We start from the raw sequence: 24,576 nt of genomic DNA on the forward strand, positions 1-24,576 counted from the left end.
GCCCGCGCCGGCCGGTCGCGGGCGGGACGGCCTGCCGGATCGGCGCCCTTGCGCCGGACGGTGCCCATGTAGTCCGCTGAGCCGCATGGGGAAAAGGAGCATCGCCGCAATCACCGCCGCCCTCGTCGCGGGGGCACTTCTGACGGGCTTACCGAATACGGGTGCGCGCGCCGCCGACAACGCGTCGCCGCCGACCGGGTCACCTCTCGCGCCAGGGGTCGACCTCGACACCGTGACGATCCCGGAGTTGCAGGCGCACATGGCGGACGGTTCGCTGACGTCGTCTGAGCTCACCCGGGCCTACCTCCGGCGGATCAAGAACGTGGACCCCAAGATCCACTCGGTCCTTCGCACCAGCCCGACGGCGCTGCGGCAAGCGGCCGCCAGCGACGCCAGGCACCGGCGCGGAGCCACCCTCGGACCGCTGGACGGCATCCCCGTCCTGCTCAAGGACAATGTGGACACCCATGACATGCCGACGACGGCCGGGTCGCTCGCGCTCGCCGGGAGCCCGCCGGACGCCGACGCCACACTGGTGACCCGGCTGCGTGAGGCGGGGGCGGTGATCCTCGGCAAGACCAACCTGTCCGAGTGGGCCAACTTCCGCGCGACGAAGCCGACATCGGGATGGTCGGCGGTGGGCGGGCAGACGCACAACCCCTACGTCCTCGACCGGAATCCGTGCGGATCGTCCTCCGGCTCGGCCGCCGCGCTCGCCGCGTCGCTGTCGCAGGTGGCGATCGGCACCGAGACGGACGGCTCCATCGTGTGCCCCGCCGGGATGAACGGCGTCGTCGGCCACAAGCCCAGCCTTGGCCTGGTCAGCCAGTCGGGCGTGGTGCCGATCTCCGCCGAGCAGGACACGGCCGGACCCATGGCGCGCAACGTCATCGACACCGCGCTCACGTTTTCGGTGCTCAGCGAGGGCCGCGGGCCCGGGCCCGCCCCGGGGGCGGCGGACCGCGGCACCGGCCTTCGCGGCAAGCGGATCGGCCTGTGGCGCCTGCCCTCACTCGGACCCGACGTGGACGCGGTGATGACCCGTACGGCGAAGAAGCTGCGCAAGGCCGGAGCCGTGGTCGTCGAGGTGACGCCCCCGTACCAGGCGCGCCTCGCCGAACTCGAATTCCCGGCGCTGCTCAGCGAGTTCCACCGGGACGTCGACGCCTACCTCGGTACGCGCGAGGGGCCCCGGAACCTCGCCGAGCTGATCGAGTTCAACCGCGCCCACCCCGAGGAACAGGCATGCTTCGCCGGCCAGGAGCTGTTCGAGCAGGCCCTGGCCGCGCCGCCCACCACCGATCCCAAGTACCGGGCGATGCGCGCCGAGTTGAAGGACCTCTCCCGGCGTTCCCTCGACGAGACCATGGCGGCCCACCGGCTGGACGCCATCGCCGCGCCCACGAACCCGCCCGCCTGGACGACCGACTGCGCGCGCGGCGACAACGACGTCATCCCGTCCTCCACCCCCGCGGCCGTCGCCGGGTATCCGTCCCTGTCGGTGCCCGCCGGGTCCGTGGACGAACTGCCGGTCGGCCTGCTCCTGATGGCCGGTGACCGCCAGGACGGCAAGCTGCTGTCGCTGGGGGCCGCGGTGGAGCACCGGCTCAAGGCATGGCGGGCACCGCGCTACCTGGCGACGGTGGGATCCGGCGCACCACGGTGAACACGGGCTGTTGAGCAGGGGCTGTTGAACGCGGTCGGTTGAACGCGGCCCGTTGCACACGGGCCGGTGAACAAAGGCGTCCCCCGGGGAACCGGGGGGCGCCTTCGTCGTCGGGATGATCGGGACGATCCGGGCGGGGCAGGTCCAGACTCTTGCGCGGTTGACGCGCCCATGCCATTTTCCTTGCTCGGTACGTCCCACGCGTACTGCGGTACGTCACGCGTCACCGTCAAAGGAGCCCCCCACATGAGACGCACGACCTGTGCGCGTCTGGGCCTGTCGGCCCTCCTCGTCACCGGATCACTCGCCCTGGGCGTCACGCCCGCCGGCGCGCAGAGCGAACCCGCCTCTTCGCCCTCCTCCTCGCCGTCCCGCGTCAACGCCCTCAACGCTCAGGTCGAGCGGCAACTGGGCGACGACAGCGCGGGCACCTACCTCGACCGGAAGACCGGAAAGCTGGTCGTCACCGTCACCAGCGACGCCGCCGCCGAACGCGTCCGCGCCACCGGGGCCACCCCCGAGCGGGTGCAGCGCGACGCGGCCCAACTCGACGCCGCGATGGGCACGTTGGAGTCCCGCGCGCAGATAACCGGCACGTCGTGGGGCGTCGACCCCCGGACCAACCAGATAGCCGTCCAGGCCGACCAGTCGGTCTCGGCCCGTGAACTCGCCCGGCTGCGCGCCGTAGCCGACTCGCTCGACGGCGCCGTACGCGTCAGCCGCGTGCCCGGCACCTTCAAGCGCGAGGTCGCGGGCGGCGACGCCATCTACGGCGGCGGCTCACGCTGCTCGGTCGCCTTCAACGTCTCCAAGGGCACCACCAAGTACTTCGTCACGGCCGGGCACTGCACCAACATCAGCGCCAACTGGTCCGCCACGTCCGGCGGCGCGGCCGTCGGCGTGCGCGAGGGAAGCAGCTTCCCGACCAACGACTACGGCATCGTCCGCTACACCAACGGCTCGTCTCCCGCCGGTAACGTCAACCTCTACAACGGCAGTTACCAGGAGATCTCCTCCGCGGCCAACGCGGTCGTGGGCCAGGCCATCAAGAAGAGCGGCTCCACCACCAAGGTGACGAGCGGCTCCGTGACCGCCGTCAACGTCACGGTCAACTACAGCGACGGCCCCGTCCACGGCATGGTCCGCACCACCGCCTGCTCCGCCGGCGGCGACAGCGGCGGCGCCCACTTCGCGGGCACGGTCGCCCTCGGCATCCACTCCGGCAGCTCCGGCTGCACGGGCACCAACGGCTCCGCCATCCACCAGCCGGTGCGCGAGGCCCTGTCCGCGTACGGCGTCAGCGTGTACTGACCCGCGCGGCACGGCAGTCGGTCCCTCCCCGGCCCTGCCGACCGCCGGACAGGCACAGGGCGGGCCCGGAACCGGCACGGTTCCGGGCCCGCCCGCTCACGTACGAGGCGCCGCCCGGGCCTTCGCCCCCGACCGCCCCGTCCACGCGAGCAGTTCGTCCGCGCTCCACGTGGTGACGACCCGCTCCGCGGGCACCCCGCACTCCTCGGCGCGGGCGCAGCCGATGATCTGCCAGTCGAGCTGGCCGGGCGCGTGGGCGTCGGTGTCGATCGAGAAGAGGACGCCCGCGTCGACGGCGCGGCGCAGCAGGCGGCGTGGCGGGTCCTTGCGCTCGGGTCTGCTGTTGATCTCCACGGCGGTGCCGGACTCGGCGCAGGCGGCGAAGACCGCGTCGGCGTCGAAGGTGGACTCGGGCCGCCCCCGCCCGGTGACGAGACGTCCGGTGCAGTGGCCGAGGATGTCCGCGTGCGGGTTGCGTACGGCCGCCACCATGCGGCGCGTCATCGTGTCCGCGTCCATGCGCAGCTTGGAGTGGACCGAGACCACCACGACATCGAGTTGCGCGAGCAGTTCGGGCTCCTGGTCCAGGCCCCCGTCCAGCAGGATGTCGCACTCGATGCCGGTGAGCAGCCGGAACGGCGCCCAGGTCGCGTTGAGTTCGGCCACCACGCGCAACTGCTCGCGCAGCCGGTCCGGCGAGAGGCCACGGGCGATCGTCAGCCGGGGCGAGTGATCGGTGAGCACGGCCCACTCGTGGCCGAGCGCGGCGGCGGCCCGGCCCATCTCCTCGATGGGGCTGCCGCCGTCGGACCAGTCGGAGTGCAGATGGCAGTCCCCGCGCAGCAGGGAGCGCAGCCGCGCGCCGCCGGATGCCAGCGGGCCCTTGGACTCCTCCTCCAAGTGGGCCAGATAGCCGGGCACTTCACCGTCGAGCGCCTCGCGCACCACCTGGCCCGTCTTGGGGCCGATGCCCTTGATCGCCTCAAGCGTGCCCGTCCGCACCCGCTCGGCCAGCTCGTCCGGGGACAGCGCGGCGACGGCGGCCGCGGCGGTACGGAAGGCCCGCACCCGGTACGTGGGCTCCTGGGCGCGCTCCAGCAGGAAGGCGATGCGGTTCAGCGCCTCGACGGGCTCCATGCGTGCCACCTTCCGCACCCGGGGACGTTCACGCCCCGTGCCACACGGTGGTCACGGCGCAGAACTCCTTGATGCCGTGGCCGGACAGCTCACGGCCGTATCCGGAGCGCTTGACCCCACCGAAGGGAAACGCCGGATGTGAAGCCGTCATCCCGTTGAAGTAGACGCCGCCCGCCTGCAGATCACGTACGAAACGCTCCTGCTCGGCCGCGTCCGTGGTCCACACATTGGAACTCAGCCCGAACGACGTGTCGTTGGCGACGGCGATCGCCTCGTCCAGATCCGCCACCCGGTAGACCGTGGCCACCGGGCCGAAGGTCTCCTCACGGTGGATGCGCATCGCGCGGGTGATGCCGGTCAGGACGGTCGGCTCGTAGAAGAAGCCCCGCTCAAGACCCTTGGGCCGCTGCCCGCCGCACACCGTGGTCGCGCCCTGGCGCACGGCGTCGTCGACGAGTTCCTCCAGGTCCTCGCGGCCCTGCTCGCTGGAGAGCGGGCCCACATCGGTGCCCTCGTCCATCGGATCGCCGACGGTCAGCTCCCGCATGCCCGCGGCGAACCGCGCCAGGAAGGCGTCGTACACCTCGCCGTGCACGATGAACCGCTTGGCGGCGATGCAGGACTGGCCCGCGTTCTGCACCCGCGCCGTGACGGCGGTACGCGCCGCCGCCTCCACGTCCGCGGACGGCATCACCACGAACGGGTCGCTGCCGCCCAGCTCCAGGACGGTCTTCTTGATCTCGTCACCCGCGATCGCGGCCACCGACCGGCCCGCGCCCTCGCTGCCGGTGAGCGTGGCGGCGGCGACCCGGGGGTCCCGCAGGATGCCCTCGATGGCGCCGGAGCCCACGAGCAGCGTCTGGAAGCAGCCCTCGTCGAAACCCGCGCGGCGGAAGAGATCCTCCAGGTACAGGGCGGTCTGCGGCACGTTCGACGCGTGCTTGAGCAGCCCGACATTGCCCGCCATCAGCGCGGGCGCGGCGAACCGCACCACCTGCCAGAGCGGGAAGTTCCACGGCATGACGGCGAGGACGACGCCGACCGGGCGGTAGCGGACGAAGGCACGGCTCGCACCGGAGTCGCGCACGTCGCCCTCGTCGGGATGCTCGTCGGCGAGCAGCCCCTCCGCGTGGTCGGCGTACCAGCGCATCGTCTTGGCGCACTTGCCGGCCTCCGCGCGGGCGGCCGCCAACGGCTTGCCCATCTCGGTCGTGATGGTGCGGGCGACGTCGGCCGCGTCCTCGTCGAGGAGGTCGGCCGCGCGGCGCAGCCGGGCGGCGCGCTCGGCGAAGGGTGTGGTGCGGTAGCGGTCGAAGGCCGCGGTGGCGCGAGCGAGCCGCGCTTCGATCTCCTGCGGGCCGAGCGCCTCGAAGGTCCGCTCCGTCTCGCCGGTCGCCGGGTTCACGGTTGCGATGGGCATGCCTGTGGCCTCCCTCTGCGCGTCCATCGACGTATGCCTCCATCGACCTTGTCGCGCCGTTCGCCGCGGCGCAACGCGGAAAGCTGCCGCGTGCGGGGCGCACGCCCGTGGTAGCTTCCGTATACAAGGTGTATGCGGGTATCGATGCAAGGTGTACGCGGGTCTCAGGGGGTTGCCGTGGTGTCCGGTCGGGAGAAGGCGTACGCGTATCTCAAGGACACGGTGCTGACGGATCCGGCGATGCAGGGCGAGTATCTGTCCGAGCAGGACATCGCCAACCGGATCGGGGTCTCGCGCACGCCGATCCGGGAGGCCCTGCTGCTGCTCGCGGCCGAGGAGCTGGTCGAGCTGGTGCCCAAGCGCGGGGCGCGGGTGGCGCCGCTCATGGGCCGCGAGATCGCCGAGCTGATGGAGCTGCGCGGCATCGTCGAGCGGTACGCGGCGCAGCAGGTCGTCGCGGCGGACCGGACCCCGGTGCGGGAACTGAGGGAGCTGCTCGACCAGCAGCGCGGCCTCGGCGGCCCCGACCAGGCCAAGGAGTTCATCGCCGTGGACCACCTCTTCCACAAGACGCTGGTCTCCGCCGTCGGCAACGCCCTGCTCGACCGGCACTACGACGGCCTGCGCAGCCGCCAGGTCCGGGCGGGCGTCGTGGCGCTGTTCAACGCGGAGGGGCGGCAGTCCGCGGTGATCGAGGAACACCGGGCGATCCTGGACGCCCTCTCCGCGGGCGACGCCGAGGCGGCCTGCGAGGCGATCGACCATCACCTGGAGTCGACGCTGAAGGTGCTGCTCGCGGGCTAGCGGCTTTCGTACGAGGACTGGGTGTACGAGGACGGGGACTGCCACAGCTCCGGCCGCCGGTTGGCCAGCACCGACGTCTTCGCGCGGACGTGCGCGACCTCGTCGGTGTCCAGGTCGGCGACCAACAGGCCCGGTTCCGAGTCGAGTCGGTGGCGTACGGTCCCGTCCGGGCCGCCCCGTCCGTGACCCCGGCCCTGTACCCCGTGTCCCCGTACCTCGCCCAGCAGACCGACCGCGTCGCCGCGCAGCACGGCCGCACCTCCGGTGAGGCGGAGTGGGCGCTGGTCGTGGCCGCCGACGGGGAACTGCTGCTCACCGCCGCCTGCGACCACACCGACCGGGACCTGGAGGTGCACGGCGTGGCCTGGAGCAAGAACGCGGGTCCCGACGTGCTGGCCCGCCGTGCCTGGCGGCTCGCCGACGTGGAGGCGCGCCTCGACGAGCACCCACGAGGGCACGGAGACGGAGATCCAGAGCGGGACGCTCGCCGAACTGCTCACCCCGGGCTACTGGGTCGACGTGCTGCGGTCACGGGAGGCCCTGGTCCCGGGCACGGTCCTCATCTCCGGGACCATCCCCATGACGGAAGGCGTCGACCAGTTCGCCGAGGGGTGGCGCGTGGAACTGTCCGACCCCGCCACCGATGACACCATCCGCCTCGCCTACGAGGTCCGGCCGATGCCCGAGCCCATCGGCTGACTCGGCCCGGCCCGGGTCCGATCCTCGCTGTTCGGCCGCTGCGCCATGGTGCGTAAAGTGGCCGTCGCCGTAGCGGAACAGAGCAGATGGGGGCAGATTGATGGGCCGGATGGGGCGTACGGGCGTCGTCGCTGAATCGTGGGACGAGTTCGTCGCCCGGCTCGCGGACGGTCCGGCGGGGGGTTCCGGCTCGCTGACGCCGTCGTGGCTCGCCCAGGTCGCCGCCGCGCTGTACTGCGGGCAGGGCGGAGACGCGGCCAATGCCTGGGCGCGGCGGATGTACGACGGGCTGGAGCGGCTCGGCGGGCAGGTGCCCTTCGACGTGGTCCACGACTGGCTTGCGCGTACGGTCTCCCCGATGCTGGCGGAGACGAGCGCGCCGCGCGGCTCGGACGGCGCCGCGCAGGAAGCGGTACGGCACCTGCACGAGAAGGAGCTGGCGGGGGAGCGCGTCGAGGAGGGGGAGTGGGTCGAGGCCCTCGGCCCCGCGCTCGGCGAGCTCTACCGGCACGCGTACGCGTACGCCGACGCCTACACCACGGCCTCCGTCAACGCGCGCGCCTACGCCATGGACAACGACTACGGCGAGGAGAAGGCCGCCGAATTCGCCGCCATGTACGCCAAGCTCAACACCGACGCGAACGCCCGCTCCTACGCGGACGCCAACGCCCTGGCGAACGCCCGGGCTCTGGCGGCCGCGTTCGCCAAGGCCGACGAGCAGGCATTCGCCGAGGCGTATCCGTTCGCGTACGCCCATGCCTGCGCGCTCGCCCACGCACAGCGGGGCGAGGACGGACAGGACAAGGACGCCCAGGAGACCAGGGGCGACGCGGAGGTCCGCGCCGAGCGGTACCGCGCGGCGTGCGGACGGCTCGGACAAGGGCTTGCCGAGAGCGTGGGCCGGGCCGCGGGCCAGGAGCCGACCCTGGACGGCCCCTAGGGGCCGGCCTCGGCCGGAGGCGCGCTCCGGCCGAGGCCGGCCGCGGCGGCTCAGGCCGTGGGCCGGTGACCCGCGATGGCGACGCGCTGGCCGTAGCGCGAGTGCGGGAAGTAGTCCCAGATCGCGTGGTGCTGGACGCAGCGGTTGTCCCAGAACACCAGGGTGTTGGGCGTCCAGCGGACGCGGCAGTGCAGCAGGGCCGTGTTGGTGATGTGCTTGACCAGCATGTCGATGATCGCCCGGCTCTCGCCCTTCGACAACTGCTCGATGTGCGAGACGTAGACGCCGTTGATGTAGAGGAGCTTGCGGCCCGTGTCGGGGTGGCGGGCGATCACCGGGTGCGCGTGCACGGGCACGTCGTACTCCGGCGGCGGGGTCTTGCCCTCCCAGGCGAGCAGGCCGTCGTGGACCGCGGTCATCGGGTCCAGGAGTTCCTTCATCGCGGGCGAGAGCATCTCGTAGGCCAGATGCATGTTGGCGAACATGGTGTCGCCGCCGCAGCCGGGCTCCGGGGTGCGGGTGATGTACAGCATCGAGCCGAGCGACGGCCTCAGGTCGGCGGTGCCGTCGGCGTGCCAGCCGTGTCCGGCGACCGCCCGCGAGTTGCTGTCGGCGCTGATGTCCAGGATGTACGGGTCGGAACCCTCGACGGGCAGTGTCACCGGGTGCAGCTCGCCGAAGCAGCCGGCGACCCGCTTGTGGTCCTCGCCGGTCAGCGTCTGGTCGCGGAAGACCAGCACGTGGTGGCGGAGGAAGGCGCGCTTGACCTCGGCCACCTGGTCGTCGGTGAGCTCCTTGGAAAGGTCGAGGCCGGACACCTCGGCGCCGATGACCGGGGTCAGCGGCTCCACGGCGATGGTGTCGTAGACCTCCGGCGGCCTCGTGGTCACCTGCTCGATCGCGTCCAGCGCGAACTGTTCCATTCCATCCTCCTGGCAATCATGACGGTAAGCGGCGGGTAGTGGGGAGAAGCCTTGGAAATGTGCGGTGTTCAGTGCTCTTCGGGGATCACAGCCCCAGGGCCAGGAGCTCGGCCAGGATCAGGCGGCCGAAGGCCAGGTTGCCGTGGATCGTGTCGGTGGCCTCGCTGAACTCGGGGCGCTGGAAACCCTCCCCGTCGGTGACCCGGGCGCGCAGGTCCACGACGTCCACGCCGAGTTCGAGCAGGGCGCGGCGCGTCACGTCCTGCGCCGCCATGAACACCACGGGGTCGGACATGCCCGGCACCCGCTGCGGCGGCATCGCCGAGACCACCCGCAGGCCCAGCGCCCGGGCGTGCCCGTAGAACGCCAGGGCGTCGCGGACCGTCGCCCGGACGAGACCGTCGAACAGGCGGCTGTCGAGGAAACCGGGCGCGAAGCCGCCGCCGGGCACCCGGTAGATGTCCCAGTTCGCCGTCGTGGCGACGAAGTGCGAGCTGAAGCCGAACGTGCACACCAGGGGTGCGGCGAGCCCGGCCAGGCCGTCGATGCCCAGTTCGCCGAGGAACCCGCGGTAGAGGGCGTCCGTCTCCGGCTTGCGGAACACGACGTCGTTCTCGCGTACGTCGAAGAACTCGGCGTTGAACTCGCGCCCGGCACCGACCGGGCCCCCGGAGAACGGGATTCCGGCCGCCTTCGCCGCCCGGCCGATCGGACCCGCGTGCGAGTCGCCGAGCAGCAGGAACCGTGCCGCGGCCGATCCGGCAGCGGGGTCAGCGGGGGCTGTAGTAGTCGAGTACGGCGTCATCGCACCAGAAGTCCTCTCCAGCGGTGGGCTCTGCGGGGCGGGCGGTGTCCGGGTGCGACGCGGCCGGGCGACCGGCGAGGGCGTCGAAGAACTGGCCCATGACGAAGTCGACGCCCTCCGGCGAGACCGTGCGCAGGTTCGGCTCGAAGAACTCCGCCTTGAAGGGGAAGCCGGTGACGATCTCGTACGCCGGGAAATAGTCGACGTGGTCCAGCTCCTGCGCCAACTGCCCGGCCACCGCCCGCAGGACCGACTTCGAGTACGTGGTGGCGGTGAGCACATGGTCGCCGGTGGCCGTCGCGGTGAGCGGCACCGGCGAGACGGTCAGCAGCACCCGCAGGCCCGGGTTGGCGGACCGCGCGAGCTCGATGGCGGCCGACAGGTCGCGGTACACCTCGGCGAAGGTGAAGTTGTGGAACGCGTGCCGCTCGGCGTCGTACGTGCCGCGCACCGTCCCGGGGCACGCCGGGTAGACCGCCCCGTGCGCGCGGCCTTGCCAGGCTTCGGTCAGGCCGAGGGTGAACACGAGGCAGCTCGCCTCGGCGACGGCACCGCGGACCGCCGCCAGCGTCACCTCGCGCGCCTGTGCCACGCCCTCGGCAGACGCGTGGCCGTCGGGTTCGACGGACGGACGGAACGGGTCGAACCAGCGGCCGTCCTCGCTCCACACCTCCTCGGGCGGACTGCTCTCACCCGACGCCCAGGACAGCCACTGCCGCAGGGCCGCCGCCGTGTAGACGTTGCCGGTGCGGAACGAGAACACGCCGTAGTGCCGGGCCCGCCGCTCGGCCTCGGTCAGGCCCGGCGGGGCCGGTTCGGCGTCGCGCCAGTTCATGCCGCGCTCCAGCAGGGCCCGGCCGATGTGGCGGGCGAAGCACGATCCGGCGGTCAGGATCACGTCGTCCTGCCCGACGGCGAACTTGGGGGTCCACAGGCCGCCGATGGCCCGCAGGTCGGGTTCGGCCACCGCGGTGCGCCAGAAGGCGCGCGGCGGCAGCGACTGATAGGGGGTCATGCGGGGCCTCGGCTCGTCGTGCGTAGGGGCGGGGGAACGGGAAGGGACTCGGCGTTGACGGCGTCGGCCACCGCCCGCACCTGTGGCTGCCGGACGATGCCGTAGTGCGTGGTGTCGAGCACGTCACAGGACTGGAGATCCGGCAACTGTGCCTGCCACAGGCGGTGTTGGGCGTCCGGCGGGCCCAGTGGCGGCAGCCCGGCGACCGGCGACCGGGACGCCCGGGAGCCACACCCGCGTGGGAGTGCCGCTGAGCCCGGGCAGCTCGTGCTGTGCCATGCCCGCCACGTTGGCCCGGCAGCAGCGGGCGAGGCGCTCGGCGTACGCCTGCGCCTCCGCGCTCGCCGGTGCCCCGCCGCCGCCCTGGCTCAACTCGTGCGCGAACACCGCCTCGAACTGCGTCTCGTCGTACGCCTGGAAGTGCCGCGAGGCGTCCGGAGACGGCGGGTCGAGCAGATACAGGCCGTCGGCGGGGCGGCCGGACGCCTCGGCCTCGGCGGCCATGGCGTGCGCCACCCAGGCGCCGAACGACCAGCCCGCGAGACGCCATCGCCACTCGGCGCCCGGGAAGCGGGCCTCCAGCGCCGCGTGGTAGTGCCGGGCCCGCTCCGTGATCGACCAGGCGGGCAGGTCGGCCCGCCGCAGCGCGGGGTCGGCGATCAGGCAGACCGTCAGACGCGGGTCGAGGGCGGTCACCAGGGCGCGGTACGCCTGGATGTCGCCGCCGACCGGGTGGACCAGACACACCAGGTCCCGGCCCGTGCCCTCCTGCCAGACCTCCAGGGTGAGCGGCCCCTCGGAGGGGGTGACCCCTGGCGAGGCGTCCCTGATGTGCGCCACGACCTCGCGCACGCTCACCTGGTGGCTCAGCCGGGACAGGTCCAGGGCGACACCGAAGTGCTCCTCCACCGTGGCGATCAGGTCGAGGAGGGTCAGGGAGTCGGCGCCGTGGTCGTACAGCGACGCCTCCGGGTCGAGTTCGTCGAGGCCCAGCAGGCCGCACAGGACGCCGGTGAGCCGGGAGGCGACCGCGGCCGTCGGGGTGGCGCCGTGTTCGTCCTGCGAGGTGCCGCTCGGGCCCTGCGCCGGGCCTGCCGGTGCCGTGTAGAACGCGCGCGCCCGCTCGATGTCCGTGGTGGAGACCAGGAGGTGGGGCAACTGGAGCCGCAGCGCCCGCGCGAACAGCCGCTGTCCTTCCTTCTCCGCCAGGCCGACCGCCAGATGGGCCTGGTGGCGCGCGTCCGACCGGAGGGCGTCGCGGGCCATGCCGACCTCGCTCCAGATGTCCCAGCCGATGCCGATGCGCGCCGTGGTCTCGGCCGCCCCCGCCCGGTGCCGGGCGAAGGCGTCGAGCAGCCCGCCCGCGGCGGCGTAGTCGAACTGGCCGATGCCGCCGAACAGCGCCGACATCGACGAGCAGTACGCCGCGAAGTCCGGCCGGAACCGTTCGATCAGCAGCTCCGTGAGCAGCGCGCCGCGCACCTTGGCCGCCATCGCCCGCCGCATCGCGGCACCGTCCCGGCGGGTGATCAGAGCGCCGCCCGCCTCGCCCGCGGCGTGCACGACGCCGTCGACCCGCCCCGTGTGCCGCTCGATCCGGGACAGGATCTCCTCGGGCGGCTCCGCGGACAGGTCGGCCTCGATCAGCTCGACGCGGTCCGTCCACTGCGCGAGGTCCGCCGGCAGCCGTGGGCGGCGGGCCAGCAGGACGACCCGGCAGTCGGACTGCGCGAGCAGCCAGGCCGCGAGGGCGCAGCCGATGCCGCCGGTGCCGCCGAGGATCACATGGGTGCCGGGCTCGTCCGCCACCCCGCCGGGCAGCGGTACGCCGGGTTCCATCACCTCGGGCGCGGGAACCGGAAGCAGCGCCTGCCGCCACCAGAAGCCCTGCCGCAGCGCGAGGCGCCGGGGGAGTGCCGCCGAGGCGTCGGCCTCGGCCAGCAGGCCCACGAGGGCGGCGGCCCAGTCGACCGGCTCCCCGGTGGGCAGGTCCAGCCAGTGGCCGTCGACGGCGCACTCCTGCGGCACCACCTCGGCCGCGCCCGCGAGCAGCCCCAACTCCGGCCGCCGCACCTCGCCTTCGACCGGTTGGGCGCCGTACGACAGCCACCACGGTCGCAGTCGTACCGATGGGGGCAGGACGTCGGCCGCCCGCATCAGGGCGGCCGGAGTGTCCAGACAGGCCCAGCGCGCGTGGTCGAGGGAGCGCTCACCGACCGGACCGGCGACCGCGAGCGGCAGCGCGTGCAGCCAGTCGATGCCCGCCCGGCCCGCGTCGGCCAGCGCGCCCAGGAGCTGCCGCAGCGAGTCCGGGTCGGCAGGATCCACCTCGTAGACGTCCTCGGCGAGCCGGGCGAAGGCCGCGGCGGCGCCGACCCGCACCACCCGCTCGTACCTCGCTTCGAGGACGCGCAGCGCCTCGGGCGACAACGGCGTGGCGGTCATGGCCACCAGCAGTCCGGGCGTGTGCGGCCCGGGAGAGGTGCGGGCGCGGCTCAGCCGTACCCAGTGCGGCTGGTGCAGCCAGTCGGCCTCGGGGAGCCGTTGCGGCCAGTCGGCCTCCGGCAGCCCCTGTGGCCTCGTGGGCGCGGCGCGCCGGAAGTCGTGCTCGGTGAGGTCGAACGCCGGCGGCGGGAAGTCCCAGGGTGCGGGAGCCGGTCCCGGCGGCCAGTGAATCGCCAGCCCGCGCAGCCAGGCGTCGGCCAGCTCGGCGGGCGTGTGGTCCTCGGCGGCGCAGGTGTCGTCGTGGGGCGCCACCTCGGTGCCCGACACGGTACGCAGCCACGTCACAGCGGCCTCGACGTCCGCGTGGACCGCCGCCGCCCGCCAGCGGCGCGCAGGCCGTCCGGCCTGCAGATGGCGCAGGACGCGGCCGTACGACTCGGGCCGGGCGGCCAGGTGGTCGGCGATGCGGGCGGCGTCCGCGCGCAGTCCCGCGGCGCTGCTGCTGGACAGCAACAGGCAGGGGGCGAAGGGGAGTTGACGGCCGGGTTCCGGAGAGTCCTCCGGCTCGTCCGCCGCGTACGTCTCGGCTGCTTCGAGCACCAGATGGGCGTTCGTGCCGCCGATCCCGAAGCTGCTGACGGCAGCCACGCGGGGGCCCGCGCCGGGCCAGGGGTGCGCCTCGGCCGGGACGTAGAACGGCGATACATCGGCGCCGAGTTGAGGGTTGAACCGGCGGAAGTCGACGTTGGGCGGGATCACGCCGTGGTGCACCGCGAGGGCGGCCCGGACGAGACCGACCACGCCCGCGGCGGCGCCCAGGTGGCCGATCTGGCTCTTCACCGACGACAGCGCGCACCGCCCGGAGCCGCCCGGGCCGAGGCCCGCGCCGCCGGGGCCGGAGCCGCCAGTACCGGAGTCGGACCCGTCAACGCCGAACGCCTGCCGCAGCGCCCCGACCTCGACCGGGTCCCCGAGCCGCGTACCGGTCCCGTGCGCCTCGACGTACCCGAGATCGGCACCGGTGCGCCCGCTGCGGCGCAGCGCGGCACGGATCACCTCGCGCTGCCCGGCCAGCGAGGGCGCGCTGTAACTGAGCTTCCCGGAGCCGTCGTTGTTGAGGGCCGAGCCAGTGATCACCGCGTACACGGTGTCGCCGTCCCGCCGCGCACGCGACAGGGGCTTGAGGACGACCACGCCGACGCCGCTCGCGCCGATGGTGCCGTCGGCGTCGTTGCTGAAGGGGCGGCAGTGACCGTCCTTGGAGAAGATGTGCTGCGGACGGTAGGCGTAACCGTCGGTCAGCAGCGTGTCGACGAGCACACCGCCCGCCAGCATCACGTCGGCGTCGCCCTGGCGCAGCAGACCGGCCGCGACGTGCACGGACACCAGCGAACTCGCGCACGCCGCCTGCACGGTGAAGGCCGGGCCCGACAGGTCGAGGTGGTAGGCCACCTTCGTGGTGAGGAAGTCCTTGTCGTGGTGGAGCGCCATCTGGAAGCTGTCGGGCAGCTCCGCCCGGTCGGCCTCACCGAGCAGGGACTGGAAGTAGGTGTTCTCGCCGCATCCGGCGACGAGGCCGACGCGTTGGGCGGACGGATCGGCGATGCCGGCGTGGGCCAGCGCCTGCACCGAGCTCATCAGCAGATGCCGCTGCTGCGGGTCCATCAGACGGGCTTCCTGGCGGCTGATGCCGAAGTGCTCCGGGTCGAAGGACAGGAGCCCCGACATCTGGCTGCGGGCGCCGACGAGGCCGTCGGGCGCGTCGAAGTACTCGATGCCCCGGGCGCCGGTGCGTATCAGCTCCCAGAACGCGGCGAGGTCGTCGGCGCCGGGCAGGCGCACGGCCATGCCGATGACGGCGATGGGCCCGTCGGCGGGGGCGAGGGGGAGCCGGGTGTCCGCTTCGGGCGTGTCCGGCTGCCGTCCGGCGTCCAGGAACGCGGCGAGCCGCCGCACGGTCACGTGCTCGAACAAGTCGGGGATGGTGAACAGCAGATCGGGCTCGGCGGCGCAGCGCAGATGGAAGCGCATCAGGTCCAGGCTGGACGCACCGGCGTCGAAGAAACGCTGCTCGGGGTCGATGGGACGTCCGACCACCTGCTCGAAGAGTTCGCTGAGCCGGGTCTCGCGGTCGGTCAGGGCCGGCCCGGCGGTCCTGCGCGACGGCAGCAGCTCCTCGCCGGCCGCGGTGAGCGCCGCCCGGCGGTCCAGCTTCCCGCTCGGCGTGAGCGGCAGCCTCTCCAGGCACCGGAAGCGGTCGATCCGTACGTACGGCGGCAGCAGCGGCGCCAGATGACGGGCCAGGTCCTCCGCCAGGTCCTCCGGGGCGAGCCGCGCCGCGAGGGCGTGCGCCGGCGCCACGGCTGAACCCGCCGCCGGTCCTGCGACCCCGTCACGGAGCTGTACGCAGGCGACCAGCCGTCCACCGTCCTGTGCGGCCACCGCGTTGACGACGTCAGGATGCCGCAGCAGCGCCGACTCGACCTGGCCTAGCTCCAGGCGGTGGCCGCTCAGCTTGATCTGCTGGTCGTCGCGGCCCAGGTAGTGCAGCAGGCCGTCCTGGTCGAAGCGGGCCACGTCGCCGCTGCGGTAGAAGGTGCCGAGGCCGGGCAGATCGACGAAGCGTTCCTCGTTGAGCGCCGTGTCGCCCAGGTAGCAGGGCGCCGCCATCGGCCCGCCGATGAGCAGCCGGCCGGGGCACCCCGGTGGCACGGCCTCGTCGGCGTCGTCGACGACCCGCAGCCAGGCGCCCGCGACCGGTCGGCCGATGGCTGGACGCTCCGGCCAGGCCACCGGGTCGCCCTCCAGGCAGAGGGCGCTGACCACATGCGTCTCGGTCGGCCCGTAGTGGTTGAACAGGCGCGCCCCCGGCATCCCGGCGAACCAGCGCCGGATGGCGTCCGTGCACAGCAACTGCTCGCCCGCCGTGACCACTTCACGCAGCCGCGAAGGGTGGCGGCCGAGGCGGACGCCGTGCTCGGCGAGGACCTGCAGGGCCACGTACGGAAGGAAGAGGCGCTCGATGCCGGCCGTTTCGAGCCGGTCGAGGAGCGCCGGAGCGTCCTGCCGCAGTCCCGGGCGCACGAGATGCAGCAGACCGCCCCCGCACAGCGTGCCGAAGATCTCCTGGAAGGAGACGTCGAAGGACAGCATGGAGAACTGCTGGGTGGCTGCGGGCGCCGCGAGACCACCGGACTCGCGCTGCCACTGGAGCAGATTGCACAGCGTGCGGTCGGGTACCCGCACGCCTTTGGGGGTGCCGGTCGAGCCGGACGTGAACAGGGTGTACAGCGGCCGCCGTACATCGTGCGGCGGCACCGGGGTGTCGTCCTCCGGAGCCGTGGGCGGGTCGGCGGCGAGCGTGACGGAATGGCGCGGCAGCGTCTTCGCGTCCGGGGCGAACGCGTCGAGCGCGTCCGCGTCGTCCGGCGTGACCAGGACGCACAACGGCTCGACCTGGTCCAGGATCTGCCGCAGCAGGGCGGGCGGGTAGGACGGGTCGAGGGGCACGATGGTCAGGTTCAGCCTGGCCAGCGCGAGCAGCGCCACCACGTGCTCGGCCGAGGGCTGGAAGTACAGGGCGACGTGGCCGGAGTGGCTGTCGTCCGGCGGCAGCGGATGGTCGCGGCGCAGCTCGGCCGCCAACGCGGCGGCGTACGCGTCGAGTTCGGCGTAGGTCAGCGCCCGGTCCTCGACCGCCAGCGCCGGGGCGCCCGGGGTGCGGCGGACCTGACGGGCGAAGCCCTCGGCGACGGTGGTGAAGTCCAGCGGCGCGATGGCGGCGCGGCCGGGCTCGGGCAGCGAGCGGCGGTAGGGCGCCACCAGCTCGGCCAGGGTGGGATCGGCGCCGTCGGCCAGCAGGTCGAGACCACGGCGGAACAGGTCGTCCAGCGCTGCCGCCTCGCCGGCGCCGACATATCGCGCGTCGTACTCCCACAGGCAGTCGACGCCCGCGCCGTGCTCCACCACCGACAGGGTCAGCGGACACTTCGCCTCGGCCGGCGCCGGCCACTCGGGCCGGGCCTCGCAGCGGGGCAGCGCGAGCGCGCCGAAGTCGGTGTTCTCCAGGACGAAGAGGAAGTCGAACGGTGCCGGACCGGCCCCCGACCCCCGGTCGGCCAGGACATCGGCGAGGGCCACGTCCTGCCGGTCGAGCACCGCCTGCGCGGCCGCGGCGTGCTGCCGCAGTTGGGTACGCAGCCCTTCCTGCGGCGACATCTCCAGCGGCAGCAGCACCGTGTTCGCGAACATGCCCACGCTGGCCTCGAATTCCTGCACCGGCCGGCCCGCGACCGGCCCGGCGATCCGCGGCCGGGTGCGCCCGGTCACGCCGTACAGGCTCCAGGCGTAGACGCCCAGCAGGAGCTGGAAACGGGTGAGGCCGAGGTCGGCGCAGAGCCGGTCGAGCGCGGCACGGCGGCCCGCGTCGAGCGAGGTGCGCAGCAACCGGCCGTCAGCCTGGGTCGCGGGGCGTACGGGCTCCAGCGGAGCGGTGTCCTCCGGCAACGAGCCGTAGTGCTCGTGCAGTTGAGCCCGTTGATTCCGATACGTGTCGCTGCTGAGCCACGCGGCCTGCCAGGCCGCGTAGTCGAGCGGAGTCGGAACCGAGGGGGACGCGGATTCCTCCTCCCGGCCGCTGCCCGCCGCGGCCTCTCCCCGGCGTGCGCGGTCCACCGCGGCCGCGTACTCCGCCGACAGCTCACCGAACAGCACGTTCAGTGACCAGCCGTCGACGGCGATGTGGTGCAGAAGCAGCAGGAGTTCGCCGCCGCCGGGGCGCGGCAGCCAGCACGCCCGGAAGAGCCGGGGCGAGGCCAGGTCGAAGGGGGCGGCGAAGAACTCCCCGGTGAACGCGCGGCGGCCGTCCTCGTCGCGCAGTGCGGCTTCCGCGGGCGTGACCCACGGGTCGTACGCGTCGCCGACCCTCTGCCGCAGTCCCTCAGGCGTGGCCTCGAAGGCGGTGCGCAGCGCCGGGTACCGCACCACGAGGCGGCACAAGGCGTGCCGCAGCGCGGTGGTGTCGACCTCACCGTCCAGACGGAAGACCAACGGGACGTTGTACGCGCGCGAGTCCGGGTGCCGCTGCTGGAGCAGCCACAGCCGCTGCTGCTCGGACGTGGCCGGCGCGGAGCGCGCGCCGGTGGGGGCGGCCACCGGCGGGTAGGGCACATCGTCCTGGGCGGCGCCCGCCTCGATCGCGGCGGCCAGCTCGGCGAAGTCCCCCCGCAGGATCAGGGCTTGGGGGAGCTCGCGGTGCCAGCGCCGCCGGATCTCGAAGCGCAGCCGCAGCGCCTTGAGCGAGTCGCCGCCGTTCGCCACCCATCGGTCGCCGAGACGGAGGTCGGTGACGCCCAGGATCCGGCCCGCCAGATCGAGCACCTGGCGCTGCCACGCGGTGACGGACCCGGCCTGCGGGCCTTCGGTGCCGGTGCGGGTCCAGGGGGCGTCGTCGCGGCCAAGGAGAGCCGACTTGTCGACCTTGCCGTTGGCGTTGAGCGGCAGCTCCGCCACCCGGTAGGTGCGATGGGGCCGCATGTACGCGGGCAGAGCGGTGGTCAGGTGCCGGTCGAAGTCCTCGTACGACAGCTCGGCGCCGGGCACCAGATAGGCCAGGAGTTCGTTGACACCGTTGTCGTCGCGGCGCGTGCAGACGTAAGCCTGGCGCACCGCGGGGTGGGCCGCGATCTGCCGTTCCAGCTCGCCCGGTTCGACACGGAAGCCGCGGACCTTGACCTGGCGGTCGGCGCGCTCGACGTACTCCACGCGGCCTTCGGCGTCGACGCGCACCAGGTCGCCGGTGCGGTAGTGGCGGCCCTGCCCGCCGTCGTGCCAGGGGAGGGTGACGAAGCGGCGCTCGGTCTCGGCGCGCAGGTTGCGGTAACCGGCCGCCAACGCCTCGCCCGACAAGTACAGTTCGGCCACTTCGCCGGGTGCGGCCAGGCGGTTCCCGTCGACGACCGGCAGCGCACCGGTGCCCGGCAGCGGGCGTCCGATCGGGATCACGTCGCCGTCGAAGTCGCGGGCGATGGGGTGGCAGAGGGCGAAGGTGGTGGCCTCGGTGGGGCCGTAGACGTTGTGGAGACGGGTGGGGCTGTCGGGGTTGGCCCGGTACCACCGGCGGATCAGACGGGCGTTGAGCTGCTCGCCGCCCACCAGGACCTGGCCGATGCCGGAGAAGCAGTGCGGCACCTTGTCGACGATGGCGTTGAACAGCGCCACCGTGATGAACAGGACGTCGACGCGCAGGCGTTCCAGCTCGGCGGCCAGGACGTCGGGGGTCTGCGCCGTCTCGTCGTCGAGGATCACACAGCGGCCGCCGGTCAGGAGCGGCACCCACACCTCGAAGCTGATCGCGTCGAACGCGGGGTTGGACAGGCAGGCGAAGCGGGCGCCTTCGCTCAGCCGGAGGTAGCCGGGGCGCGCCAGGCGCAGGATTCCGGCGTCCCGCACCTCGACGCCCTTGGGGCGGCCGGTGCTGCCCGAGGTGTAGAAGACGAAGGAGACGTCCTGGCCGTTCGGCGCGGCGGGTTCCTGGGCGCCCTCGCCGCCGTCCGCGGAGAGCAGCGCGGCCACGGCGAGCGGCCGAACTCCCTCGGGCAGGCCGCCGGGTGCCGCCGCCCCGTGCACCACGGCGACACTGGCCGAGTCCGTGAGGATGTGGTCCCGGCGCTCGGGCGGACTCTGGGCGTCGAGCGGCACCACCACCGCGCCGAGGCGCAGGACGCCGAGCATGGCGCAGACGAGCTGCCAGGAGCGCGGCAGACCGACCGCGACCGCCTGGCCGGGGCGTACGCCGTGACGGCGCAGGGCCCCTGCGACGGCCGCGCTCGCGGTGTCGAGGTCGGCGTACGTGAGGGTGTGCTCGCCGTCGACGACGGCGATGGCGGCGGGGTGGCGGCGGGCCCGGGCCAGTACGGCTCGGGCGAGGCCGGTCCCGGCGAGGGGGCTGTGGTCGGGGTGGTCCGGGTGCCGGGGCGGGACCGGCGGCTGTGGTGCGGCGTTCATCACGACTCCGGCGTCGGTACGATCTCCGCCTGCGGCGCGGAGTTCTGCGGGGGGCAGGAGTCGGTGAGCGGGTGGGATCCCGGGAGCGGGCCGCACCGGGCGAGGCGGTCCAGCTCGGACTCGATCGTCGCGGCGACCCGCGGCACCGCCGCGGCTTCCAGCATCTCCCAGTGGTCGCAGTCGACGGGCTCCACCAGGAAGTCGCCGTCGGCGCGGCGGCGCCAGAAGTCCCGTACCTCTTGCAGGAGTTCGTCCGGCACGTCCTTGAGGGCCTGCATGAACACCGTCCGGGCGGGCGACGGCCGGGGCACGTGGTCGCGCGTGGTGCTCCGGTTGTGGTTGTAGAGGTGGAAGTACTGCTCGATCTGCCGGTCGTCGATGCCGGGGTACATGCCGTTGAACTTCACGAGCTTGTCGCGGAACTCGGCCATGTCCGCCGGCGCGACGCTCGCACGCCGTTCGGCGTCGTCCGTGCCCGGCGTGTCGAGCAGCACCACACTCACGTCGGTGCGCCCGGCCAGCGCCAGGCGGCGGCCCATCTCGTGGGCGACCAGGCCGCCGTAGGAGAGGCCGGTGAGGATCAGCGGGGCGTCGGGCAGCGGCTCGATGAGTTCCAGATACGCGGCGGCCATGGCCTCGACCGTGGGCAGGAACGACTCGCCGGGGTTGACGCCGGGGGACTGGATCCCGTGGACGCCCACGGACTCCGGCAGCGCCTTGGCCAGCGCCAGGTAGCAGAAGGCGGTGCCACCCGCCGGGTGCACGCACACCACCTGGGCGCGGCCGTCGCCCGCGCGCAGCTCGAGCAGGTTGCTCGGCGGGGCTCCCGAGTCGCCGCGGCGCAGCCGTCCGCCCAGCTCCTCGATGGTCGGGTGGCGCACGATGTCACGGATCGGCAGGGTCTCACCGAACGCCTCACGGACGGCGTGGGCCAGCTTGATGGCGGAGATCGAGGTGCCGCCGATGTCGAAGAAGCTGTCGCGGATGCCGATCTCGGACCGGACGAGCAGCCGCTGCCATATCTGGTAGAGGGTCAGCTCGATGTGGTCGCGCGGGCTGGTCAGGTTGACCTGGACGGGACGGTCCGCGCGGGCCCGCTCGAGGAGCGCCGCGCGGTCGAGCTTGCCGTTGGACGTCTGCGGCAGCTGCGGCAGTTCGACGAACAGGGCCGGGATCATATGGGCCGGAAGCCGCCGCGCGAGGGCGGCACGCCACTCGGCCACCGGCCTCGGCGCCGCGTCGCCCACGGCCACGGCGGCGACCAGCTGTGGTTCACCGGCGCCGTCGTGGTCGGCGACGACCGCGGCCTCCGTCACACCGGGCTGGTCGAGCAGCGTCGCCTCGATCTCGCCCAGCTCGATGCGGAACCCGCGCAGCTTGACCTGGTGGTCGCGGCGGCCGACGTACAGCAGATCGCCGCTCGGCAGCCAGCGGGCCACGTCACCGCTGCGGTACATCCGGCCGCCGGGGACGAAGGGGTCGGCGACAAACCGCTCGGCGGTCAGGCCAGGGCGGCCCAGATAGCCGCGCGCCAGCCCGGCACCCGCGAGATACAGCTCGCCCGCCACACCGACGGGTACCGGCTGGAGCCGCTCGTCGAGCACGTAGGCCCGCGTGTCGGCCACCGGCGGGCCGATCGGCGCCTGGCGCGCCAGCGGACGCGGGTCGAGGTACGCGGTGCAGTACAGCGCCGTCTCGGTGGGGCCGTAGCCGTTGAGGATCCGCAGGCCCGGCAGCGCCTGCTCAAGGCGGTGCAGGCCGTCCTCCGGCAGCGGTTCGAGACCCGTGATGATGTACCTCAACGACAGCCCGGCCAGGCGCTCCTCGGGGGCCTCGCAGATCCATTTGACGTACGCGGGCGGCAGCAGCACCTCCACGATGCGGTGCTCGCGCAGCCAGGCGATCAGCGCCTCGGGGTCGTCACGCACGTCCCCCGGCACCAATCGCAGAATGCCGCCGCTGGTCAGAGGCAGCATCAGCTCCTGGAGCGAGGCGTCGAAGGCGAAGCTCGGCCACATCGCCGACGCCTGCCCGGGTGTCGCCTCGAACTGCGACAGCCAGAAGTCGAGGAGGTTCAGGATGCCGCGGTGGGTGGCGGCCACGCCCTTGGGGCGGCCGGTCGAGCCCGAGGTGTAGATCACGTACGCCAGGCCGTTCGGACGGAAACCGACGGCGGGCGGGTCCTCGCGCAGACCCTCGGCCTCGACGCCGGTCAGCGGCAGCCAGCCGTCGTCCGGGGGCGCGGTGTCGTTGCTCAGCACCAGCACGGCGCCGGCGTCCGCCGCCATGCCCGTCAGCCGCTCCGCGGGCAGTGCGGGATCGAGCGGGAGGTAGGCCGCGCCCGCCTTGAGGACGCCGAGGATGCCCACGACCAGATCCACGGACAGGTGGGTGTGCAGACCCACCACCTGCTCGGCGCCCACACCGCGGGAGAGCAGGGCGTGCGCGAGGCGGTTGGCGCGCCGGTCCAGGGCGGCGTAGTCGAGCTGTTCGCCCTCGTGGACGACGGCGGTCTGGCCGGGCCGCTCCCGCACCTGGGCCTCGAAGCGCTCGACGAGACCGGCAGGGGACGTGGCGTCCGAGGCGGTGAGGGGGGTGGCCGGGGCGGGGCGCTCCGGGGCGTTGAACTCCACGAGCACCTGCCGGCGCTCCCGCTCGTCGAGCAGCGTCAGCTCTGCCACCGGGCGGTCGTCCGCCTGGACCATCTGCTCCAGTACATGACGCAGCCGCCGGCCGTACCGCTCGGCCGTACCGGCGTCGAAGAGGGCCGTGGCGTAGTCCAGGCTGCCGGTGATGCGGCCCTCCTCCTCCGCAAGGGACAGGGCCAGGTCGAACTTGGCGACGGAGTGCGCCGGTTCCAGCGGCGTCGCCTCGACCCCCGGCAGCGCCACCTCGCCCTCCTCGCTGCCCTGCCAGGTGAACAACACCTGGAACAGCGGCGTGTGCGCGAGGCCCCGGGCGGGCTTGAGCAGGTCGACGACCTGCTCGAAGGGCAGGTCCTGGTGCAGCAGCGCGGACTGTGTCACCCCGCGCACACGCTGGAGCAGCTCGGCCACCGTCGGGCCCTCGGAGAAGTCGATCCGCAGCGCAAGGGTGTTGACGAAGCACCCGATCAGACGCTCGAGTTCGGCTCGGCGGCGATGTTCCGCGGGCGTGCCGATCACCACGTCCGACTGCTCCGCCAGCCGCGCGAGAACCAGCGCCCACCCGGCGAGGACGGTCATGAACAAGGAGCAGTCGTTGCGCCTGCCTAGGTCCCGCAGCGCGGCGGTCAGCTCCTCGTCGAGGCAGAGCGGTATCCGCCCGCCGCGATAGTCCTGCTCGGCCGGGCGGGGCCGGTCCGTCGGCAGTTCGAGGACCGCCGGGGCGCCCGCCAGGGCCTCCTGCCAGTACGCGCGCTGCTCGTCCGCGGCCCCTTCGGACAGCCACCGGTGCTGCCAGGCCGCGTAGTCGGCGTACTGCGCGGGCAGCGGGAGGAGCGGGTCGGGCGCACCGTCGCGGAAGGCCGCGTACAGGGCACCGAGCTCCCGCGTGAGAACCCCCATCGACCATCCGTCCGACACGATGTGATGCATCGTCAGCAGGAAGACGTGCCGGTCGGCGCCGAGCCTCACCAGGCGGCCGCGCACCAACGGGCCGCGCGCCAGGTCGAACGGCGCGGTGGCCTCCTCGCGCCGCAGCAGCGCGAGCCGGCCTTCGGCGTCGGGGCTGGCCGTCAGATCCTCCAGGGTGAGGGCGAAGCCGACGTCGGCCGGATCGATCTCCTGGAACGCCGCGCCCGCCACGGCGACAAGGCGCGTCCGCAGCGCCTCGTGGCGGGCGACCAGGGCGTCGAGCGCCCGGCGCAACGCCGTGTGGTCGAGAGTGCCGCGCAGCTCCACGGCCAGGTGCAGGTGGTACGCGTCGCTCGCTCCCCGCATGTGCGACAGGAACCACAGTCGCTGCTGGCCGTGGGACGCCTCCAGGGGGGCGGTGCGGTCCGCGCGCGGGATGGCGGTCTGCTTCCGCGTCGCGCTCGGTCGCCGCTCGGAGGGAGAACGATGGGCACCTTGGTTCGCGGACAAAGCTGACTCTTCCACTCTCGGGGCTAATTCACAGTGGTGACTGGAATGGGTCGCGGGATTTCGCTCAGCGGGGTCGGCCGAGTCCCGGAGAAGTTCCGAAATGCAATCGATGAGCTGGTAACTCGAGCGGGGGCGTATCGAGCGGGGCCGCAAGGATCCAAGGCGCGCGCACCAGGGCGTATGCACCCTGCACGGAAGTGGCTGATTCGTCGACGTGAGGGCTCGGCATGCCGTGTGACCTGCTGTAGAGCGTGAATACCTCCGAGTAGTGCATGAATACGTCCACACAGCCGGGGAGTCATCGCCGCTCTGTGAACGCAAAGTGACAGCCGCATCGTCGAC

The 24,576-nt window shown here is 73.0% G+C and carries 12 protein-coding genes and 1 pseudogene; 5 read left to right on the plus strand and 8 right to left on the minus strand.

The annotated features are described in order from the left end of the window. Positions 1 to 85: 85 nt before the first annotated feature. Together STRAU_RS28500 and STRAU_RS28505 are read left to right on the plus strand one after the other, a co-directional pair. Positions 86 to 1,666, plus strand: a complete 1,581-nt coding sequence (locus STRAU_RS28500; RefSeq protein WP_037662519.1) for an amidase — start codon at positions 86 to 88, stop codon at positions 1,664 to 1,666. A 246-nt stretch (positions 1,667 to 1,912) separates the two neighbouring features. After that, entirely contained in the window at positions 1,913 to 2,977 is a 1,065-nt protein-coding gene (locus STRAU_RS28505) for a S1 family peptidase (RefSeq protein WP_016643876.1), read from the plus strand. A 96-nt stretch (positions 2,978 to 3,073) separates the two neighbouring features. Here STRAU_RS28505 and STRAU_RS28510 read toward each other — a convergent pair whose 3' ends face one another. Both STRAU_RS28510 and STRAU_RS28515 read right to left on the minus strand, forming a co-directional pair. Next, on the minus strand, positions 3,074 to 4,114 hold the full coding sequence (locus STRAU_RS28510) for a PHP domain-containing protein (RefSeq protein ID WP_016643877.1): 1,041 nt from the start codon (positions 4,112 to 4,114) through the stop codon (positions 3,074 to 3,076). A 28-nt stretch (positions 4,115 to 4,142) separates the two neighbouring features. Further along, positions 4,143 to 5,534: an NADP-dependent succinic semialdehyde dehydrogenase gene (locus STRAU_RS28515; RefSeq protein ID WP_037662544.1), complete on the minus strand. Its 1,392-nt coding sequence runs from the start codon at positions 5,532 to 5,534 to the stop codon at positions 4,143 to 4,145. A gap of 177 nt (positions 5,535 to 5,711) precedes the next feature. Here STRAU_RS28515 and STRAU_RS28520 point away from each other — a divergent pair, with 177 nt between their 5' ends. Beyond that, on the plus strand, positions 5,712 to 6,338 hold the full coding sequence (locus STRAU_RS28520; protein WP_016643878.1) for a GntR family transcriptional regulator: 627 nt from the start codon (positions 5,712 to 5,714) through the stop codon (positions 6,336 to 6,338). Here the strand turns inward: STRAU_RS28520 and STRAU_RS44770 are convergent. Further along, on the minus strand, positions 6,335 to 6,463 hold the full coding sequence (locus tag STRAU_RS44770) for a hypothetical protein (RefSeq protein ID WP_350893962.1): 129 nt from the start codon (positions 6,461 to 6,463) through the stop codon (positions 6,335 to 6,337). The two genes, STRAU_RS28520 and STRAU_RS44770, sit on opposite strands and share 4 nt — an antisense overlap. A 48-nt stretch (positions 6,464 to 6,511) precedes the next feature. Here STRAU_RS44770 and STRAU_RS28525 point away from each other — a divergent pair. Continuing rightward, positions 6,512 to 7,037 (plus strand): annotated as a pseudogene (locus STRAU_RS28525) (DUF2848 family protein); the annotation flags it as partial. 109 nt (positions 7,038 to 7,146) lie between these two features. Further along, entirely contained in the window at positions 7,147 to 7,977 is an 831-nt protein-coding gene (locus STRAU_RS28530; protein ID WP_106968078.1) for a SpcZ, read from the plus strand. Between the two features lie 50 nt (positions 7,978 to 8,027). Here STRAU_RS28530 and STRAU_RS28535 read toward each other — a convergent pair whose 3' ends face one another. The 5 genes from STRAU_RS28535 to STRAU_RS28555 all read right to left on the minus strand — a co-directional run bounded on the left by STRAU_RS28535 (position 8,028) and on the right by STRAU_RS28555 (position 24,234). After that, positions 8,028 to 8,900 carry a TauD/TfdA dioxygenase family protein gene (locus STRAU_RS28535; protein WP_016643883.1) on the minus strand — a complete coding sequence of 291 codons (873 nt, stop codon included), beginning with the start codon at positions 8,898 to 8,900 and terminating at the stop codon, positions 8,028 to 8,030. A gap of 85 nt (positions 8,901 to 8,985) precedes the next feature. After that, positions 8,986 to 9,705 carry a hypothetical protein gene (locus STRAU_RS28540; RefSeq protein ID WP_016643884.1) on the minus strand — a complete coding sequence of 240 codons (720 nt, stop codon included), beginning with the start codon at positions 9,703 to 9,705 and terminating at the stop codon, positions 8,986 to 8,988. Beyond that, the gene (locus tag STRAU_RS28545; protein ID WP_016643885.1) at positions 9,671 to 10,720 is read right to left on the minus strand and encodes a GSCFA domain-containing protein; all 1,050 of its coding nucleotides are present in this window, start codon (positions 10,718 to 10,720) and stop codon (positions 9,671 to 9,673) included. The genes STRAU_RS28540 and STRAU_RS28545 overlap by 35 nt, the downstream gene beginning before the upstream one ends. Positions 10,721 to 10,843: 123 nt before the next feature. Next, positions 10,844 to 20,170 (minus strand): non-ribosomal peptide synthetase, encoded by a 9,327-nt coding sequence (locus tag STRAU_RS28550; RefSeq protein ID WP_106968079.1) that lies wholly within the window; start codon positions 20,168 to 20,170, stop codon positions 10,844 to 10,846. Beyond that, the gene (locus tag STRAU_RS28555; RefSeq protein ID WP_259300006.1) at positions 20,170 to 24,234 is read right to left on the minus strand and encodes a non-ribosomal peptide synthetase; all 4,065 of its coding nucleotides are present in this window, start codon (positions 24,232 to 24,234) and stop codon (positions 20,170 to 20,172) included. The genes STRAU_RS28550 and STRAU_RS28555 overlap by 1 nt, the downstream gene beginning before the upstream one ends. Positions 24,235 to 24,576: the final 342 nt, after the last annotated feature.

The sequence above is a fragment of the Streptomyces aurantiacus JA 4570 genome (genome assembly GCF_000414115.1).
Classification (GTDB): domain Bacteria; phylum Actinomycetota; class Actinomycetes; order Streptomycetales; family Streptomycetaceae; genus Streptomyces; species Streptomyces aurantiacus_A.

Coding starts and splice junctions, on each gene's coding strand:
- STRAU_RS28500 (WP_037662519.1), top strand. CDS start 86: ATGGGGAAAAGGAGCATCGCCGCAATCACCGCCGCCCTCGTCGCGGGG.
- STRAU_RS28505 (WP_016643876.1), top strand. CDS start 1,913: ATGAGACGCACGACCTGTGCGCGTCTGGGCCTGTCGGCCCTCCTCGTC.
- STRAU_RS28510 (WP_016643877.1), bottom strand. CDS start 4,114: ATGGAGCCCGTCGAGGCGCTGAACCGCATCGCCTTCCTGCTGGAGCGC.
- STRAU_RS28515 (WP_037662544.1), bottom strand. CDS start 5,534: ATGCCCATCGCAACCGTGAACCCGGCGACCGGCGAGACGGAGCGGACC.
- STRAU_RS28530 (WP_106968078.1), top strand. CDS start 7,147: ATGGGGCGTACGGGCGTCGTCGCTGAATCGTGGGACGAGTTCGTCGCC.
- STRAU_RS28535 (WP_016643883.1), bottom strand. CDS start 8,900: ATGGAACAGTTCGCGCTGGACGCGATCGAGCAGGTGACCACGAGGCCG.
- STRAU_RS28540 (WP_016643884.1), bottom strand. CDS start 9,705: ATGACGCCGTACTCGACTACTACAGCCCCCGCTGACCCCGCTGCCGGA.
- STRAU_RS28545 (WP_016643885.1), bottom strand. CDS start 10,720: ATGACCCCCTATCAGTCGCTGCCGCCGCGCGCCTTCTGGCGCACCGCG.
- STRAU_RS28550 (WP_106968079.1), bottom strand. CDS start 20,170: ATGAACGCCGCACCACAGCCGCCGGTCCCGCCCCGGCACCCGGACCAC.